Source organism: Salinibacter pepae (assembly GCF_947077775.1).
In the GTDB taxonomy this organism is placed as follows: domain Bacteria; phylum Bacteroidota; class Rhodothermia; order Rhodothermales; family Salinibacteraceae; genus Salinibacter; species Salinibacter pepae.
This window is the reverse complement of sequence record NZ_CAMTTE010000001.1, coordinates 1,820,373-1,836,930: the sequence shown is the minus strand read 5'-3', so window position 1 is coordinate 1,836,930 and position 16,558 is coordinate 1,820,373. Positions and strand designations below refer to the sequence as shown.

16 protein-coding genes and 1 tRNA gene are annotated in these 16,558 nt (G+C 67.5%); 4 read left to right on the top strand and 13 right to left on the bottom strand.

Annotated features, from left to right (window positions below; translation table 11 throughout):
- Positions 1-59 precede the first annotated feature (59 nt).
- The 5 genes from OJA40_RS07680 to pheT all read right to left on the bottom strand — a co-directional run bounded on the left by OJA40_RS07680 (position 60) and on the right by pheT (position 7,049).
- Positions 60-1,268: an FG-GAP repeat protein gene (locus tag OJA40_RS07680; protein WP_263810256.1), complete on the bottom strand. Its 1,209-nt coding sequence runs from the start codon at positions 1,266-1,268 to the stop codon at positions 60-62.
- Between the two features lie 152 nt (positions 1,269-1,420).
- Entirely contained in the window at positions 1,421-3,430 is a 2,010-nt protein-coding gene (locus OJA40_RS07675; RefSeq protein ID WP_208426452.1) for an ABC-F family ATP-binding cassette domain-containing protein, read from the bottom strand.
- Between the two features lie 63 nt (positions 3,431-3,493).
- Positions 3,494-3,859, bottom strand: a complete 366-nt coding sequence (locus OJA40_RS07670) for a cell division protein ZapA (protein ID WP_208426451.1) — start codon at positions 3,857-3,859, stop codon at positions 3,494-3,496.
- A 28-nt stretch (positions 3,860-3,887) separates the two neighbouring features.
- Complete coding sequence (locus OJA40_RS07665; RefSeq protein ID WP_263808372.1) at positions 3,888-4,277, bottom strand: dopamine receptor D4; 390 nt, start codon at positions 4,275-4,277, stop codon at positions 3,888-3,890.
- A gap of 279 nt (positions 4,278-4,556) precedes the next feature.
- Positions 4,557-7,049: a phenylalanine--tRNA ligase subunit beta gene (pheT, locus tag OJA40_RS07660; RefSeq protein ID WP_208426449.1), complete on the bottom strand. Its 2,493-nt coding sequence runs from the start codon at positions 7,047-7,049 to the stop codon at positions 4,557-4,559.
- Between the two features lie 100 nt (positions 7,050-7,149).
- Between pheT and OJA40_RS07655 the strand changes: the two genes are divergently transcribed.
- Entirely contained in the window at positions 7,150-7,494 is a 345-nt protein-coding gene (locus tag OJA40_RS07655; protein WP_208426448.1) for a four helix bundle protein, read from the top strand.
- A 43-nt stretch (positions 7,495-7,537) separates the two neighbouring features.
- Here the strand turns inward: OJA40_RS07655 and pheS are convergent, their stop codons facing one another.
- The 6 genes from pheS to OJA40_RS07625 form a co-directional block, all read right to left on the bottom strand.
- On the bottom strand, positions 7,538-8,548 hold the full coding sequence (pheS, locus tag OJA40_RS07650) for a phenylalanine--tRNA ligase subunit alpha (protein ID WP_208426447.1): 1,011 nt from the start codon (positions 8,546-8,548) through the stop codon (positions 7,538-7,540).
- A 288-nt stretch (positions 8,549-8,836) separates the two neighbouring features.
- Positions 8,837-9,184 carry a 50S ribosomal protein L20 gene (rplT, locus tag OJA40_RS07645; protein ID WP_011405508.1) on the bottom strand — a complete coding sequence of 116 codons (348 nt, stop codon included), beginning with the start codon at positions 9,182-9,184 and terminating at the stop codon, positions 8,837-8,839.
- Between the two features lie 156 nt (positions 9,185-9,340).
- Entirely contained in the window at positions 9,341-9,538 is a 198-nt protein-coding gene (gene rpmI, locus OJA40_RS07640) for a 50S ribosomal protein L35 (protein WP_103015481.1), read from the bottom strand.
- A gap of 168 nt (positions 9,539-9,706) precedes the next feature.
- Positions 9,707-10,225 (bottom strand): translation initiation factor IF-3, encoded by a 519-nt coding sequence (infC, locus tag OJA40_RS07635; RefSeq protein WP_208426457.1) that lies wholly within the window; start codon positions 10,223-10,225, stop codon positions 9,707-9,709.
- Between the two features lie 182 nt (positions 10,226-10,407).
- Positions 10,408-12,378 carry a threonine--tRNA ligase gene (gene thrS / locus OJA40_RS07630; protein WP_208426446.1) on the bottom strand — a complete coding sequence of 657 codons (1,971 nt, stop codon included), beginning with the start codon at positions 12,376-12,378 and terminating at the stop codon, positions 10,408-10,410.
- A gap of 103 nt (positions 12,379-12,481) precedes the next feature.
- A tRNA-Val gene (locus OJA40_RS07625) sits at positions 12,482-12,555 on the bottom strand.
- Positions 12,556-12,846: 291 nt separating this feature from the next.
- Here OJA40_RS07625 and nfi point away from each other — a divergent pair.
- Both nfi and OJA40_RS07615 read left to right on the top strand, forming a co-directional pair.
- Positions 12,847-13,521 carry a deoxyribonuclease V gene (gene nfi / locus OJA40_RS07620; protein ID WP_208426445.1) on the top strand — a complete coding sequence of 225 codons (675 nt, stop codon included), beginning with the start codon at positions 12,847-12,849 and terminating at the stop codon, positions 13,519-13,521.
- 473 nt (positions 13,522-13,994) lie between these two features.
- Positions 13,995-14,453: a GNAT family N-acetyltransferase gene (locus OJA40_RS07615; protein WP_263808368.1), complete on the top strand. Its 459-nt coding sequence runs from the start codon at positions 13,995-13,997 to the stop codon at positions 14,451-14,453.
- Between the two features lie 3 nt (positions 14,454-14,456).
- On the opposite strand, the gene OJA40_RS07610 is transcribed toward OJA40_RS07615, so the two are convergent.
- Positions 14,457-15,008, bottom strand: coding sequence for a YiiD C-terminal domain-containing protein (locus OJA40_RS07610; protein ID WP_208426444.1), 552 nt, complete (start codon positions 15,006-15,008; stop codon positions 14,457-14,459).
- Positions 15,009-15,259: 251 nt separating this feature from the next.
- On the opposite strand from OJA40_RS07610, the gene OJA40_RS07605 reads away from it, so the two are divergent.
- A complete protein-coding gene (locus OJA40_RS07605) occupies positions 15,260-15,775 on the top strand; it encodes a DUF4442 domain-containing protein (protein ID WP_208426443.1) in 516 nt (171 codons plus the stop codon).
- 7 nt (positions 15,776-15,782) lie between these two features.
- Here OJA40_RS07605 and OJA40_RS07600 read toward each other — a convergent pair whose 3' ends face one another.
- Entirely contained in the window at positions 15,783-16,481 is a 699-nt protein-coding gene (locus OJA40_RS07600; protein WP_208426442.1) for an SDR family oxidoreductase, read from the bottom strand.
- Between the last annotated feature and the right edge of the window lie 77 nt (positions 16,482-16,558).

The following is a 16,558-nucleotide window of genomic DNA, read 5'->3' as shown; positions in this document are numbered from 1 at the left end:
GCTTCACGAGCCCCTTCCGTAGGAGCGCCGACGCAGCACGAGGAGCCGGAAGGGGGCCTCTACGGAATCCGGGCGATGTGGGCGGTGCCCGACTCGTCCTCGGCGACGGTGCCCACGAGGGTGACCGCCCCGTTTAGGGCGAGGGACGCGCCGAAGTCGACGGACCCGATGTCGAGGACCGTGCGCTCGCGCCATGCCCCCTCGGGCCGCCGGCGAAAGACGTAGACCACGCGGTCGATGTTGATCTCGTTGCCGAGCTGCTCATCGTATCCGGTGATGAGTGCCCGTCCGTCGTGAAGGGCCACGGTGGCCCCGAACGAGCCGGACTCGTAGGGGATGGAGGGGCGGAGGGTGGTCGCTTGTTGCCAGGACGTGTCGCCGCGGGTGTAGACGGTGGCGGCGCCGGAGCCGTCGTCGCGGGCCCGGCCCTCCCCCACGAGCAGCGTCGAGCCGTGCAGGTCGAGGGAGATGAAGAAGGCGTCGATGTTCTTCAGGTGGGCGTCTTCGCGCCAGCGGTCGGTCGACGGGTCGTGTCGGAAGACGTAGGCGGAGCCCGGTTCCCGCTCAAAAAAGGTGGAGGCCGCCACGGCCAGGTAGCGCCCGTCGAGGGCCACGTCCCCCCCGATGATTCCCGAGGCCGAACGATCATCGGACGGGAGCCGTGCCGTTCGGGCCCAGGCGTTGGTGTCGGGGTCGTGTTCGAAGACGTAGACGGCCCCGCCGTACGCCCGTTCGGGGTCGTTCCGGTTGGGGTTGCCGGAGGTGCTCACGGCCGCCCGGTCGCCGTCGAGCGCCACGCCCGCCGCGAAGAGCCCCTCGCGCCGGTCCGGGGCCCCGGTGAGGCGGGCCGTCTGCTGCCAGGTGCTGTCCGCCGAGCGCTCAAACACGTACGCCGCGTTTTCTCCCTCCCCGACGAAGTTCTCGCTGGAGGCGCTCACCAGGACCCGCGCGCCGCTGAGGGCCACGTCGGCCCCGAAGAAGGCGTCTGCGCGACAGGGCGTCGGGACGAGGCGGGCCGCAAGCGCCCACGAGGTGACGAGGGGGCCCGGCTGCCGCTCGTAGACGAACACGGCCCCGGCGTTGTCGCCGCACACCGACGCCCCGCTGGCGCCGACGACGGCAATCGAGTCGTCGATGGCGACGGACACGCCGAAGGAGGCGGACTGCAGCGTGTCGGGGCGGGGCAGGGCCTCGATTTGGGCGTGTCCCTCCAGCGGGCCGAGCCCGAGGAGGAGACCGAGACACATGAGGAGGCGGGGGCGGAGCATGTGGGCACTGGTTCCGAGCAGGGTGCGGAACGCTAACGGATGCACGGGGACGCCGGTCCGGGACGGGCGGGGCCCAGTGAAACGCTCGGGACATGGACGAGCCCCCGGAAACGAAGTGTTGCCGCACGCCGGGCGCGTTTCGCCGACGCGCGTCAGTCCTCCAGCGCCATCACGTGTTCGGTGAGGACCTCCCACTCCTCGTAGAGGCCGGACAGCTCCTTCTTGAGCGCATTGTACTCGTCGGACAGCTCCCGCGCCTCCACGCCGTCGCCGTCGTAGGCGTCCGGGTCGGCCATCGCCGCTTCGAGCGCCTCCTGCTTCTCCTCGATCTCCAGGATGCGGGCCTCCGTGTCCTCCAGCTTCTGCTTGAGCTGATACGAATTGAGGTCGGCGAACGGGCCGTCCGGCCGGGTGTTGGGGGCGGCCGGGTCGTTGTCCTCGGCGGGCGGGTCCGTGTCGCCGGCCGCGGCATCGTGTCCGTTGGGGGACGGCTCGGCGGCGGGCTCCACCTCGTGCACGTCCTGCAGGGGGCGGGCCGAGCCCTCCTCCACCTGCCAGCGGAAGTCGGAGTAGTTGCCGAGGAAGGTGCGCACGGTGCCCCCGCCCACGCGCCACGTTTTTTCGGCCACGGCGTCGAGCACATGGCGGTCGTGGCTCACGAGCACAACCGTTCCTTCGTACTTCTGCAGGGCCTCGATGAGCACCTCGCGCGACTGGATGTCGAGGTGGTTCGTCGGCTCGTCGAGGAGCAGAAGGTTGGCCGGCGACAGCAGCGTCCGGGCGAGCGAGAGGCGACTCTTTTCGCCGCCGGAGAGGACCCGCACGTCCTTGAACGCGTCCTCGCTGGTAAAGAGAAAGCGCCCCAGCAGGCTGCGCAGTTCGGTCTTGGGCCGGTCGGGGGCCGCTTCACGGACGGTGTCGAACACCGTCTGGTCCGGGTCCATCGTCTTGGCCTGGTGCTGGGCGTGGAAGGCCATCTCGACGTTGTGGCCCTCCGTGCGGGTGCCCGCAAAGTCCTCCCGGCCGCCGATGATGCGGGCGAGGGTGGACTTGCCCGCGCCGTTGGGGCCCACGAGCGCGACCTTGTCGCCCCGTTCGATGGTGAGGGGGCCGGCGTCGGTAAAGACGGTTTCGGGGCCGTGCTCCGTGTCGTAGGTCTTGCGAAACGCGGAGAGCTCCAGCACGACGACGCCGGAGCGGGGGGGCTCGGGAAACTCGAACGACATGGCGGGGGCCGGATCGGGCGGCGGCGGGATCCGGTCCATCTTCTCCAGCTTCTTGATCCGGCTCTGCACCTGGCTGGCGCGGGCGGCGTTGTAGCGAAACTTGGAGATAAACTCCTGGATCTTCTCAATCCGCTTCTGCTGGTTCTCGTACTTGCGGCGCCAGCGCTCGTAGCGCGCCTCGCGGGCCTCCAGGTAGTGGGAGTAGTTGCCGTCGTAGTGGAGCAGGCGGCCCCGCACGAGCTCGGCGGTGGAGGTGACCATGCGGTCGAGCACGGAGCGGTCGTGGCTTACCAGGAGGACGGCGCCGGGGTAGGTCTCCAGCGTGTCTTCGAGCCAGTCGATGCTTTCAATGTCGAGGTGGTTCGTCGGCTCGTCGAGCAGCAGCACGTCGGGCTGCTTCAGCAGGAGGCGGGCCAGCGCCGCCCGCATGCGCCAGCCGCCGGAAAAGGTGCGGAGGGGGCGGTCGAGCTCGTCCGGGGCAAAGCCGAGCCCGGTGAGGGTGGCCTCGGTGCGGGGGCGAATGCGGTGGGCGTCCTGGGCGTCGAGTCGCTCCTGCACCCGATGCAGCCGGTTGAGAAGCTTTTCGTGGCGGTCGCTCTCGTGGTCGATCGCCTCCAGCGCGCGGCTAATCTCCTGCTCCTGCTCCTCCAGGGCCAGCACCTCTTCGAAGGCCCGGAGCGCCTCCTCCCGCACCGTCCGGTCGTCGGGCAGGTCCTGCACGTCCTGCTCCAGGTAGCCGATGGAGACGCCCTCCCGCGTGATGGTACCGGAGTCCACCCGCTGGTCGCCGGCAATCACCTTCAGGAGGGTTGTTTTGCCGGCGCCGTTGGGGCCCACGAGCCCGACGCGGTGCGGCTCGGGCGTGATCGTCCACGACAGGTTTTGGAAAAGCGGGTCCTCCCCGAACTCAATGGTAATGTCTTCGAGCTTGATCATGTAGGGGTGCGTCGCTCTGCGATGAGTGCCCGTCCAACCGGTTCGTGCCAGATGGAGGGCGGATCAGGGGGGAGGTCCGTCGGGGGAATCGCCGGCGGCCTGCCCGTCCGCGTCCGGGGCGTCGTCGGGCGTGGGGGTTGCCTCCTCCAGCTGCCTCGACAGGCGGGCCAGCTCCTCGTTGAGGGCCGTGGTGCCGTCCTCGTGCTCCTCACGCTGAAGATACAACTCCTCGGCGAGGGTAAGGGCGGTCATGACCGCGGTTGTCAGTTCGGCCTGGTCGGGGTGGTTGTCCTTGAATTGCCTCATCCGGGCGTCCACGGAGGACGCGATGCGCCGGGTGTGGGCCTCGTCGTCCTCCCGCACGCGGAGGGCGTACTCCCGGCCCAGGATGCGCACGCGAATCGACTTGGTCGGCTCGGGGTCGGCCATGGAGACGGAGGCAGGGGGGAAAGCGTCGTCAAGGCGAGTCGGGAGAGGAAGATGTGTTCGGGGCCCCGTCGGCTTCGTTGTCGAGGTACGCGTCGATGGCCTCGATGAAGGCCGAGATGCGGTCCCGGAGGGCCCCCGGGTCGTCGTCGAGCACGAGAGGGGTGGTGTCCGGACGCACCGCTGGGCGCCGCTCCAGCTCCGCGACGCGACGCCGGAGGCGTTCGTTCTCGGCCTGCAGGCGATCGAGGGCGGTGGTGGCCCGGTCCACGTCGGCCTGGAGGCGCCGCACCACGGCCCGGTACTCGGGCGGCAGGGGGCTCAGGTCCGCGTCCGGCAGCGTGTCGTCCGGTTTGATGGACTCCGGCACGGGCGGGGCGGGGTCGGAGTCGGGCAACGATGCGCGTGTCGGATCGTCCATAGGGGGCACCGCACAGGTGAAACGCAGAACCGGGGGCTGCGGGCGACGGCCGTCCCGTCGAGGCCGTCCGGGAGCGGATTGCGGACGCGAAGGTGTAGAAGGGAACAACAGCCGGCGATTCGAGACGGTTTCGTCTCGTGCCTCGGCCCGCGGCGCCTCCGCCCGCGCAGGCCCCAGCCGCCGAGGGAAGCTACCCGAAGATCAGGAGAACGACCGCGAGAATGAAAATCACCAGGTAGGGAATAACAGGCGGCGGCTCATGAGGGCGCGGGCACGAGGCTATTGCTGTCGCAGGCGGGCGCCGTGGTTTGCCGCAAGGCGCTCAACGATGGCGTCGAGTCGAGCGTCCACCTCTTCGTCGGTCAGCGTGCGGTCGGCGCCGAAGCGGAGGGTAAACGCCACGCTCTTGGTGTCCTCGTCGATCCCCGCGCCCGCGTACGTGTCGAACACGTCCACGCGACGGAGTAGGGGCGCCCCGGCCTCGCGGATCGCGCGTTGCAGCGGTCCTACCGGTTGATTGGCGGGGACGAGCACGGCGAGGTCGCGGTCCACGACCGGGAAGCGGCTCACCGGCTCGTAGTCGCGGTGTTGCTCTGCCGTCGCACTGCCGACGAGGGCGGCCCAGTGGAATTCGGCCACGAAGACGGGCGTGTCGAGGTCGAAGTCCGCCGCCACGTCGTCCCGGACCCGGGCCACGGTGCCGAGCGGCGTGTCCCCGGCGGCCACGTCGATGTGGTGCTGCGTGACCGGCGGGGCCTCGTCCACCGCGCCCGCATCGCGGGGACGCACCCGACGGTCCGGCACGCGGAGGTCCTCCAGAAGGGTCTCGACGGTGCCCTTGAGGTCGAAGAGGTCGGCGTCTCGTGGCTCGGTGTCCCAGCCGGTGGGTGCGTGGGGGCCGCTGAGGGCAACCAGCAACGCCGGGTGTTCGCTGTAGCCGGGGACGAGTGGGGCGTCGGCATCGGTGGCACGGCGAAAGACGCGGCCGAACTCAAACACGCGGAGTGCCTCCTGCCCGTGGTTGTGGTTGTGTTGCATGACCTCCAGCGCGCCCGGCAGCAGCCGGGGACGCAGGGCGGCCATCTCCTCCGAGATTGGGTTTTTCGTCTCCACGACGGGCGCCCGATCGCTACCGGCCGGGGGGGCGTTGAAGCGCTCGGCGCGGTCCTTGCGCAGCATGCTGTTGGTGTAGATCTCGCGGTAGCCGAGGCCCTTCAGCAGGCTTCGCGCCTGCCGCCCCAGCGTCTCCTCCGGCGGCTGCTGCGGCGTGCGGCTGGGCACGGGCACGCGCTCGGGCTCCGGAATCTGGTCGTAGCCGTGCAGGCGCGCCACCTCCTCGATCAGGTCCTCCTCGATCGACACGTCGGGGCGCCAGGTGGGCACGGTGCAACGGAGCGCGTCCTCCCCGTCCTCGATCTTGAAGCCGATGGCACCGAGCAGGCGCGTCCCCTCGTCGGTCGCCACCTCGGTGCCGAGCACCTGCGTGAGCCGGTCGGGGCGGAGGGACACCGTTTCCTCGTCCGGCGGATGGGGGTGCTCGTCGACCATGCCGGGGACGACGGTGCCGTTGCCCAGGTCCGCGATCAGCTCGGCGGCGCGCGCGGCGGCCCACACCTGCCCGTCGCGGTCCACGCCCCGCTCGAAACGGTACGACGAGTCGGTCTGCACGTCGAGCGCCTTCGCGGTGCGGCGGATGGTGGACGGGTCGAAGTACGCGCTCTCGATGAGTACGTCCGTCGTCTCCGTAGACACCTCCGAGTTGGCCCCGCCCATCACACCGGCCACGGCCACGGGCTTCTCCGCGTCGCAGATGAGGAGCGTATCCTCGGGCAACTCTCGCTCCTGGTCGTCGAGCGTCGTGAAGGGCGTTTCGTCGTCCGTGGAGCGGACGACGATCGTGTCGTCGGCAATCGCGTCGAGGTCGAAGGCGTGGAGCGGCTGGCCGCACTCGTGGAGCACGAAGTTGGTCACGTCCACCACGTGGTTGCGCGGCTGCAGGCCGATGGCCGTGAGGCGGCGGCGCAGCCAGAGGGGCGAGTCGGTCACGTCTACGCCCCGCACCAGCAGGGCCACGTACCGGGGGCAGCCGGCCTCGTCCCGGAGGTCGACGGTGATTTCCTCGGCCACGGGGCCGCCCTCCGAGGGCGTCTCCACCGCGGGGCGCTGCAGGGTGCTGTCCGCGAGGGCCGACACGTCACGGGCCACGCCGATGTGGCTGGCGGCGTCGGGGCGGTTCGGGGTGAGCTCGATGTCGAGCACCGCGTCGGTCGCCGGGATGCCATGGGCGTCGAGGTACTCCGGGAACGGCGTGCCGACGGGCGCCTCGTCGTCGAGCACCATGATGCCGGCGTGGTCGTCGGAGAGGCCCAGCTCGTCCTCCGCGCAGATCATGCCGTTCGACGCCTCGCCGCGCAGCTCGCGGGCCTCCACGGTTAGCTCCTGCCGCGCCTCGGGGGCATCCGGGTCGGGGCGCGACAGGGTGGTGCCCACCGTGGCCACCGGCACCTTCTGCCCCGCGGCCACATTCGGCGCGCCGCAGGCAATCTGGGATGGGGCGCCGTCGCCGAGGTCCACGTCACAGAGCACGAGGCGGTCGGCGTTGGGGTGCGCGCGGACGGTGGTCACCTCGCCGACCACCACGCCGTCGAGCGCCTGGCCCAGGGGGCGGACCGTCTCCACCTCCAGCCCGGCCATGGTGAGGCGCTCGGCCAACTTCTCGGGGCTCCAGTCATGATCGACGTACTCGTTGAGCCAATTGTAGCTGATATCCATTTTCGAATGGCGAATTTCGAATGGCGAATGGTGTTATATCCATCGTGCTCACGTGTCTATCGCACGACGGCTTCTTTCGTCATGGAATCTTCTGGTGCCGATGTCAGATCTCCGACCTCGGACAAAGCGGTTCACGCTGAACGTGATTCACCTTTGCAAATCGCTTCCCAATGCTCCTGAATGCCGCGTTATTCGGAAGCAACTCCTCCGGTCTGCCACATCCGTAGGGGCGAATTACCGAGCTGCGTGCCATGCCCGGTCCCACAAGGATTTCATTGCCAAGCTTGCCCTTGTGGAAGAAGAGGCCGATGAATCGCAGTTCTGGCTGGAGCTTCTCGATGAGCTCGGTGCTGGACCCGCTTCCCAGGTTTCAGAACTACAGGACGAGGCACGCCAGATTGCATCGATCATCGTCGCGTCCAAGAAAACTGCCCGCGAGGAATAGGGCTCCTGACAATTCGAAATTCGACATTCGTACTTCGCAATTGTCAGAATTGGTCGAGAAACCGCACATCGTTCTCGTAGAAGATCCGGATGTCGTCGATGCCGTGCCGGAGCATGGCCATCCGCTCCACGCCCATGCCCACCGCGTAGCCGGTGTACCGCTCCGGGTTCACGTCGACGGCGTCGAAGACGTTGGGGTGCACCATGCCGCAGCCCAGAATTTCCATCCACTGCCCGCCGTCGTCGGCGTCCTCGTCGTCCCACCACACGTCCACCTCCGCGCTCGGCTCGGTGAAGGGGAAGTAGCTGGGGCGGAAGCGGAGCGTCACGTCCTCCCCGAAGAGGGCGCGGGCGAGGCTGTAGAGCACCTGCTTGAGCTGGGCCATCGTCACGTTCTCGTCCACGTATAGCAGTTCCACCTGGTGAAAGAGGCAGAACGACTTGTACGAGATCGCCTCGTTGCGGTACACCCGCCCCGGCACCGCCACCCGAATGGGGGGCGTCTGGGTGTCCATGATCCGGATCTGACCGGGCGAGGTGTGGGTGCGGAGGACACGGGGCTCCGTCCCCTCGGGCGGGTCCTCGAGGAAGAAGGTGTCCTGCATGTCCCGCGCCGGGTGGTCGGGCGGAAAGTTGAGGGCTGTGAAGTTGTGCCAGTCGGTTTCGACCTCCGGCCCCTCGTGGGTGGCAAAGCCGAGCCCGCGCAGGATGCGCAGGATCTCGTCGAGCGTCTGCGTGAGGGGGTGCGTCGACCCCGTGAAGCCGCGTCGGCCCGGCAGGGTGAGATCGATGTCGGGGCCGCCCGTCTGCTCTTGTCGCTCGAGGCGCGCCTGTGCCTCGTCGATTCGCTCCTGGGCGCGGTCCTTCAGGGCGTTGAGACGCCGTCCAAACTCGGGGCGCTCCTCCGGGGGCAGGTCGCCGATCTGATCGAACAGGTCTGGGATCGCGCCCTGATTGCGACCGAGGTACTTGATGCGAAAGGCCTCGGCCTCCTCGGCGCTCTCGATCGATTCGGCCTCAATCTGTTCACGGAGCTGGTCGATTTCGTCGGGCATGGAAGGGAATCGCGAGTCAAGGGTCACAGAGAGCGGCGCGGCGCCGGAGACTCGAAACGCAAGGGGCAATAAAAAATCCCGCCGAGCCTGCGGGGCAGGGGCGGGATGCAGTCACCAGCAATGGTGGCGGTCGACGGTCAGCGCCCCTGCAGCGTTCGGACGGTCGACCCCGCAAAGGCAAACCGAAACGTCGGCGGAATCAATGACATCGCAGCAGGACGGCTGGGGAAGAGTGGGTCGTGAGTCATGATGCGTGATGCCTCCCTCTCCTCAGGAGTCACGCATCATCTATTCCATCACGTGGTCCACGATCTGCTCGAAGGCGTCCGGGTCGTGGACGGCCAGGTCGGCGAGCACCTTCCGGTTCATGTCCAGGTCCGACTTCCGGTACTGGCCCATGAACTGGGAGTAGCTCACGTCGTGCTGGCGCGTCGCGGCGTTGATGCGGGTGATCCACAGCCGCCGAAACCGGCGCTTCTTCTGGCGGCGGTCCCGGTAGGCGTACTGCAGGCCCTTTTCGACCGCGTGCTTGGCCACCTTGTAGACCTTGCTCCGACGGCCCCAGTAGCCCTTCGCCTTGTTCAGAATTTTCTTCCGTCGCCGACGGGTCGCCGGCTTGTTCGTTGCGCGCGGCATAGAAACAAAACGTCAGTTTGACAACACAGTCGAAAACACAAACTAAGCGAGTGCTGGCGACAGGCCAACCCCGTTTCGGGAAAGACTCCACAAACAACAGATGGAGGACCGAACAAGGCTCGCCTTCCGGCAGGCCGCCCGGCGTCTTCGGCGCGGTTAGGTGGACAGCATGCGCTTGATCCGGTCCCGGTTCGCCTTGTCGTCGACGACCACGCTCTTGCGCAGCTGGCGCTTGCGCTTTGCGTTTTTCTTGGTCAGCAGATGCCCTTTGTTTGCCTTCTTGCGCTTGATCTTGCCGTTGCCGGTCTTCTTAAAGCGCTTCTTGGCACCGCTGTGGGATTTCATCTTGGGCATGGCAGCAACACCCCGAGGGATTCATTCACGAAGTACGCAGAAGTGGAACACGCCACATATGAGAGGAGCGCACGGGCGTTCCTGTCCGCACAGAGTCCACAAAAAGGAGCCGGGCACGGGCGGAGCGACGCACGCGTCGGCAGGCCCACGTCGGGGGGGGCGGTCGCCCTACTTGTTCTTGTGCGGGGCGAGGATCATCACCATTCGCCGGCCTTCCATTTCCGGCTGCTGGTCGATGCGGGCAATCTCCTGAAGCTCCTCAATCATGCGGCGCAGCAGGTCCATGCCCTGGTCCTTGTAGACGATGTCGCGTCCCTTGAACTGGACGTACGCCTTGACCTTGTTGCCGTCCTCCAAAAATTCGCGGGCGTGATCGACCTTGAAGTTGAAGTCGTGCTCCTCGGTACGGGGCCGGAAGCGAAGCTCCTTCATCTCCATGGACTTCGACTTCTTCCGGCGCCGCTGCTCCTCCTTCTGCTTCTCGTAGCGGTACTTGCCGTAGTCGAGGATCTTGCAGACGGGCGGGTCGGCGTCCGGCGCAACCTCCACGAGATCGAGTTCGTGGTCGCGGGCGCGGTCGAGGGCCTCGCCGGTCGGAACCACGGCGTGGTCGCCGTCGGGTTCGACCACACGAACCTCGTCGGCACGAATTTCTTGATTTACGCGGAGTTTATCGACGTCAGCAATAGCGGGATCGGTGGTTTTTTAAGAGAAGAGCGCGGGGATAGTGAAAAACTCGGTCTGTGCGGAGCGGATGACAGGCTCCGGCACGAAAGACCGAGTCGGCACATGCTATACACGTGGGCGCCCCTTTGAGGTTTCAGTGAAGGTCGCCTGAATTGGGGCGGTTCGTAGGAGGGGGCGGGCGGCTAGTCGAGCGTCGGCTCGAACTCCGGCCCGGTCCGGTCGAGGAAGTCCTGGACGGATACGGTGCCCTGGGGGCCGTCGGCGTGGGAGCGGACCGAGACGGTGCCGTCGCCCTCCTCGTCCCCCCCCACGACGAGCATGTAGGGGATCTTCTGGGTTTCGGCCGCACGGATCTTGTAGCCGACCGTCTCGTCGGACGTGTCGATCTCGACGCGCACGTCCTCGGCGCGGAGGGTCGTCGCCACCTGCTGGGCGTAGTCGACGAAATCGTCGCCCACGGGGATGATTTGCACCTGCGTCGGCGCGAGCCACGTCGGGAAGTTGCCCCCGCAGTGCTCGATGAGCACACCGATGAAGCGCTCCAGCGACCCGAACGGGGCGCGGTGGATCATGACCGGCCGCTTTCGCTCGTCGTGCTCGTCGACGTACGTCAGCTCGAAGCGCTCCGGCAGGTTGTAGTCGACCTGGATGGTGCCGAGCTGCCAGGCGCGGCCCAGCGCGTCCTCCACCATGAAGTCGAGCTTCGGCCCGTAGAAGGCGGCTTCGCCCGGCTCCTCGTAGGCGTCGAGGTCCGTTTCGGCCACGGCCTCGCGGATGTCCTGCTCGGCGCGGGTCCAGAGCGCGTCGCGGCCCGTGTACTTTTCGGTGTCGCCGGGGTCGCGGAGCGAGATCTGCGCCTCGAACTCCTCGAAGCCCAGGGCGTCGAGCACCTTCAGGGTGAGGTCGATGACGGACTTGAATTCGTCCTTGACCTGCGCGGGGGTGCAGAAGATGTGGGCGTCGTCCTGCGTGAAGCCGCGCACGCGGGTCAGCCCCCCGAGCTCGCCGGTCTGCTCCTGGCGGTAGACGGTCCCGAATTCGGCCAGCCGCACCGGAAGGTCCCGGTACGAGTGGTGGTCGTTCTGGTAGATCTTGACGTGGTGCGGGCAGTTCATCGGCTTGAGGAGGTAGCCGTCCTCCTCGCCGTCGTCCCCCTCTCCGGTCACCATCGGCGGGAACTGGTCGTCCTCGTAGTGCGGGTAGTGCCCGCTGGTGCGGTAGAGGTCGAGCCGCCCGATGTGAGGGGTGCAGACCGGCTTGTAGCCCTGCTTCACCTGCTCCTGCTGCAGGACCTCCTGCAGCGTCTGCCGCAGCGTCGTCCCCTTGGGCAGCCACATGGGCAGGCCGGGCCCCACCTGCTCGGTGTCGAAGGTGAAGAGGTTCAGCTCCGTGCCGAGCTTGCGGTGGTCCCGCTCCTTGGCCTTCCGGCGCCGCTCCAGGAAGTCCTCGAGCAGTTTCTGCTTGGGGAAGCTGATGCCGTAGATGCGCGTGAGCTGCGGGTTCGACTCGTCCCCGCGCCAGTACGCGCCGGCCACCGACAGCAGCTTCGGCGCCTTGATGTCCCCGGTCGACGGAATGTGCGGGCCGCGGCAGAGGTCGGTGAACTCGCCCTGCTCGTAGAAGGAAATCTCGCCCTCCTCCAGCCCCTCGATCAGCTCCAGCTTGTACTCGTTGCCCTCCGCCTCGTAGTGCTCAATCGCGTCCGCCTTCGAGACCTCGTGCCGCTCGTATTCCGCGTCGCGGCGGGCGAGCTCCAGCATCTTGTCTTCGATCGCCTCCAGCTCGTCGGCGGACAGGGTCTGGTCGCCCAGGTCCACGTCGTAGTAGAAGCCCTGGTCGATGGGCGGCCCGATCGTGAACTTGACGTCCGGGTAGAGGGCCTGCAGCGCCTCCGCCATGAGGTGGGCGGAGGAGTGCCAGAAGGTCTGCTTGCCCTCCTCGTCGTCCCACGTCAGGATCGCGATCTCGGCGTCCTCCGTGACGGGGCGGTCCAGGTCGCGCACCTCGCCGTTCACCTTGATGGCGAGGGCGTCGCGGGCCAGGCCGGCACCGATGCTCTCGGCGATCTCAAGCCCCGTCGTGCCCGCCGGATGGGTGTGTGTGGAGCCGTCCGGGAGGGTGATGTCGATGGTCTTTTCCTGGATCTCGGCCATGACGGAGCGAACCTGATGGGGGTGCAGGATGGGAGCGGGGAAGAAGCCCGCAACAGAAAAGCCGCCCCATACCGACAGCTGTCGGTGCTGAGAGCGGCAACAGTGGGTCCAAGTGGACTCGAACCACTGACCTCTACGATGTCAACGTAGCGCTCTAACCAACTGAGCTATGGACCCAAATCGGAGCCTGCTGTCGGTACTTGGGACTCAATATCAATGCTCGCACTGCGATCAGGATTCCTCTTCGCCTTGATTCACCGAAACTTTGACCTCGACTCGTGTGGCGGGCGGGGCGCGCCTACGGCGTCGGGGGCGCTCTGCGGTGTGCAAGGGGGAAGAACCGTGCAGGGGACCAGAAGACGGGGCGACGACCGCCCCAGAGAAACGCTGCGTGTGCCAAACCCCTTCCTTTTTCGGCCGTCAAACTGCCCCGACGGATTCGTTGCCACGCCACTTTTTCCTTGCCGCATGCAGGACGCTCGCCCGCACCCCCACGACTGGAATGTCTCGACCGACGAGGCCAAGCGCATCCAACGTCGATTGGCGTCGGAGGTGACCGCGAGGGCCCTGCCGGGCGGGGTCGAGACCGTCGCCGGGATCGACGTCAGCGTGCGCGACGACACGGCCCAGGCGGCCGTCTCCGTGCTTCGGCTGCCAGAATTGGACGTGGTCGACGAGGCGATTCATCGCTGCGAGGTGCCGTTTCCGTACGTGCCGGGCCTGCTCAGCTTCCGGGAGATGCCGGCCGTCCTCCCTGCGCTTGAGCGGCTCCATTCGACGCCGGACGTGTTTGTGACCGACAGCCACGGGGCGGCCCACCCGCGCCGCTTTGGGCTGGCCTGTCACCTCGGCGTGCTGCTCGACGCGCCGGCAATCGGCGTCGCAAAGTCGATCCTCGTCGGGGCGCCGCAGGGGGAGCTTGGCCCCGAGAAGGGCAGTCGCGTGCCGTTGGTCGACGACGGGGAGACGGTCGGGACGGTGCTCCGGACGCGGACGGACGTGAACCCGGTTTACGTGAGTGTCGGCCACCGCTGTACGCTCGACGGCGCGGCGGACCTGATGCTGGACTGCAGTCCCCGGTACAAGATCCCCGAGCCGACCCGGCAGGCCCACAAGCTGAGTCGGAAGACGGAGGGGGAATAGGGGGCCCTGTCCCTGCTGCCCGGGGTATTCAGGTATTCGCTGTCCACTTTTGGTAGAACGTCCCCCCGTTCAGGACCGAAAACAACACCAGGATCGCGGCCGGAGCCGCATCTCCAAGGAGCGTCCCCGGGCCAAAAAACAGGTGTCCAGACCCCCAATCAGGAGAACGGGGGTGAGAACCATTCTGGCATGGCCGATCGGCCGGAACGAATCGGAAGCCTGCTGGGTGGGGGCATCGGCTGATCGTCGAGACGTGCTCGTGTTCACGACAGACGATCAGCGGTGATCTTCAACGAGGAGCGTAAATTTGACTCATGCAAAATCATTTTGGCACACATCCGGCCCAGGCGTTTGTTCCAGTTCTCGACCGCTGTTCGCGAAGGGGTGAGGCTCCGTCCAAACGCCTGTTCCGTCCCTGCGGAGGCTCGGAGCCCCTCAGCACGCTAGACTTAACGAACGGATTGACGTCCCTTATGGCAGACGCCCCCACCATCCGCCGCGCCACTGTCGACGACGCCGAGACCCTTGCCCGGTTCAATGAAGCAATGGCCGAGGAGACCGAGAACAAGACGCTCGATCCCGAGACCGTGCGGGCCGGTGTGCAGGCCGTGTTCGACACGCCCGGTCCGGCGTTCTATCTCGTCGCGGAACGCGACGGCGAGGTCGTGGGGAGCCTGATGATCACGACCGAGTGGAGCGACTGGCGCAACGCGGACTTCTGGTGGATCCAGAGCGTGTACGTGCGCCCGTCGGCGCGGCGGACGGGCGTCTACACGGCTCTTCACCGCGAGGTGCGCCGGCGGGCCCGCGAGGCGGACGGCGTGTGTGGGCTCCGCCTCTACGTAGAGCGGGACAACGCGGCGGCCCGGGCGGTGTACGAGACACGGGGGATGAGCGAGCCGCCGTACCGGATGTACGAAGAGGGGCTGTAACGGCTACAGGTCCGCGGGGTCGCAGCTCTCCATGTGGAACGGGGCCCCGTCGCCTTGCTCTTCGCTCCGGTCGAGGGCCACGTACTGGCCGATGAAGGTGACGGCCCGCTCTCCCGCCTCGTTGATTTTGCACTCCAGCTCGATTCGCGCCCGCCCCCAGCGGTCCAGCATTTCTTGAAACCGCTCCTGGGCATCTTCGTCTGGGGGCTCGCAGACCACCGAGATGTTTTCGTAGACGGGCTGCAGGTACTCGATGTCGCTTTCCTGGATCATGACCTCCACCCGTTCGCGCATGTCCTCCATCGCGTCGTGCATCGCGTCCTGCACGAGCTGGTGCATCATCGCCCAGCCGGTGACCGTGGCCAGCATGCTGAGGCTGCCCCCGAATGCGCTGCCCATGTGGTTCGCGTTCGGCTTCAGGGGCGCGGAGGCGCGCAGGCGGCCCTGCTCGTCCGCGGCAAGCTCGAACTCGAGATGCTCCGTGATGGGCATCTTCTCGGTGATGAGGCGCTCCAGTTCGTCGAGAGCGGTGTCCTTGAGCGACGGGTTGGGCATGACGCGAACAACCTGCGAGGCGAGGGTCCGGAGAGCAAGTTAAGACAGACGGAGTCTCCTTACGAGCCGAGGGGGGACACGTTCGCCGTCGTGTCGAATCTATTCGGGAAAACCGCAGGGGTTCGACGGGTGAAGGGACAAAGAACCCAGACGTTACCAAAGCAAGAAACGAGTCGCGCCTTTTCTGTGCGGCCCCTGGCAGCGTTCGGCCGGTGGCCCCCGCCTCATTCTCACAAGCAGATCCGTGTCCGATGGCCAACACCAATCCGTTCGTCCGCATCGCCGACCGATACGAGGGGACGCCCCCACGCCTGCGGCCGCCCCTCGTCACCCAGGCCGTGGGCGAGGTGATCCCGTTCGTCGACACCGCCGGATGCTTCGTCGAGGCGTACACCCCGTGCCGCGTCGCCGTCCGCCTCGACAACGAGGAGCGCCTCCACAACCATCTCGGCGGCCTCCACGCCGCGGCCCTCGCGCTCCTGGCCGAAACGGCGTCCGGCCTCGTCGTGGCCCTCAACGTGCCGGACGGCTCCTCGCCCCTGCTGCGGACGATGGACATCTCGTTCGAGAACTTCGCGCGGGACGCCGTGCAGGCGGAGGCCACCCTCACCGACGCCGAAACGAGCCAGGTCCGCTCCCGGCCCCTGGGCCAGATTGCGGTGGACGTGGCGCTTACGGCCCCCGGGGACGACACGACGCTCGTCGCCGGCACGCTGACGTGGGCGTGGGTCCCGGCGGCGCGGCTCGCGGACGAGCGCGAGCGCTGACGATGGGTCACACGTCCCCTTCCTGCGGCCGGAGGAGCAGCTCCTCGAGCACCGTGCGGTCGGAGAGGCGGTAGGCGTCCACCACGGACTGGGCCACGTCCTCCGGGGCCATGAGCCGCTCCTCCGCAATGCCGCTCCCCTCCCAGGTGGGCGTGTCGGTGGCGCCGGGCAGCACCGTGGTCACGCGGAGGCCCTCGTCCTTCGTCTCCGCGCGCACCGTGCGGGCGAGCCCGCGGAGGCCGTGCTTGGCGGCACAGTAGCCGGCGTTGCCGGGGTAGGCCATCAGGGACGCCACCGAGCCCATAAAGAAAAGGTGCCCCGTGCCCCGTTCGCGCATTGCGGGCAGAAACGCCGTCGTCACGGCGAAGGCGCTCGTGAGGTTGACGTCGATCTGGTCGCGGAAGCCCTCCAGGGTCAGCTCGTCGAGGGGCGTGCCGGTGAACGCCCCGGCGTTGTTGACCAGCACGTCCGGCGGGCCCCACTCCTCATGCACGGCCGCCGCCAGGTCGGCCACCGCCGCGTCGTCGGTCACGTCGGTGGGGAGCACGAGCGGCGTGCCGCCCCGCGTCCGGCAGGCATCGGCGGTCTGCTCCAGGGCGGTGCGGGTCCGCGCCGCCAGGGCCACCCGTGCATCGTGTTCCGCGGCGAACGCCTCCGCGATGGCCTGGCCGATGCCCTGGCTCGCGCCCGTGACGACGACAATCATTTTCGAAGAGCAATTTACGAGGCAATTTACGAGGGGTGAGTCGCTTGCGCGGGCGGCCCCGCTCTCCCGGCCCGATC

Coding starts and splice junctions, on each gene's coding strand:
- OJA40_RS07680 (WP_263810256.1), bottom strand. CDS start 1,268: ATGCTCCGCCCCCGCCTCCTCATGTGTCTCGGTCTCCTCCTCGGGCTC.
- OJA40_RS07675 (WP_208426452.1), bottom strand. CDS start 3,430: ATGATCAAGCTCGAAGACATTACCATTGAGTTCGGGGAGGACCCGCTT.
- OJA40_RS07670 (WP_208426451.1), bottom strand. CDS start 3,859: ATGGCCGACCCCGAGCCGACCAAGTCGATTCGCGTGCGCATCCTGGGC.
- OJA40_RS07665 (WP_263808372.1), bottom strand. CDS start 4,277: ATGGACGATCCGACACGCGCATCGTTGCCCGACTCCGACCCCGCCCCG.
- pheT (WP_208426449.1), bottom strand. CDS start 7,049: ATGGATATCAGCTACAATTGGCTCAACGAGTACGTCGATCATGACTGG.
- OJA40_RS07655 (WP_208426448.1), top strand. CDS start 7,150: ATGTCAGATCTCCGACCTCGGACAAAGCGGTTCACGCTGAACGTGATT.
- pheS (WP_208426447.1), bottom strand. CDS start 8,548: ATGCCCGACGAAATCGACCAGCTCCGTGAACAGATTGAGGCCGAATCG.
- rplT (WP_011405508.1), bottom strand. CDS start 9,184: ATGCCGCGCGCAACGAACAAGCCGGCGACCCGTCGGCGACGGAAGAAA.
- rpmI (WP_103015481.1), bottom strand. CDS start 9,538: ATGCCCAAGATGAAATCCCACAGCGGTGCCAAGAAGCGCTTTAAGAAG.
- thrS (WP_208426446.1), bottom strand. CDS start 12,378: ATGGCCGAGATCCAGGAAAAGACCATCGACATCACCCTCCCGGACGGC.
- nfi (WP_208426445.1), top strand. CDS start 12,847: ATGCAGGACGCTCGCCCGCACCCCCACGACTGGAATGTCTCGACCGAC.
- OJA40_RS07615 (WP_263808368.1), top strand. CDS start 13,995: ATGGCAGACGCCCCCACCATCCGCCGCGCCACTGTCGACGACGCCGAG.
- OJA40_RS07610 (WP_208426444.1), bottom strand. CDS start 15,008: ATGCCCAACCCGTCGCTCAAGGACACCGCTCTCGACGAACTGGAGCGC.
- OJA40_RS07605 (WP_208426443.1), top strand. CDS start 15,260: ATGGCCAACACCAATCCGTTCGTCCGCATCGCCGACCGATACGAGGGG.
- OJA40_RS07600 (WP_208426442.1), bottom strand. CDS start 16,481: ATGATTGTCGTCGTCACGGGCGCGAGCCAGGGCATCGGCCAGGCCATC.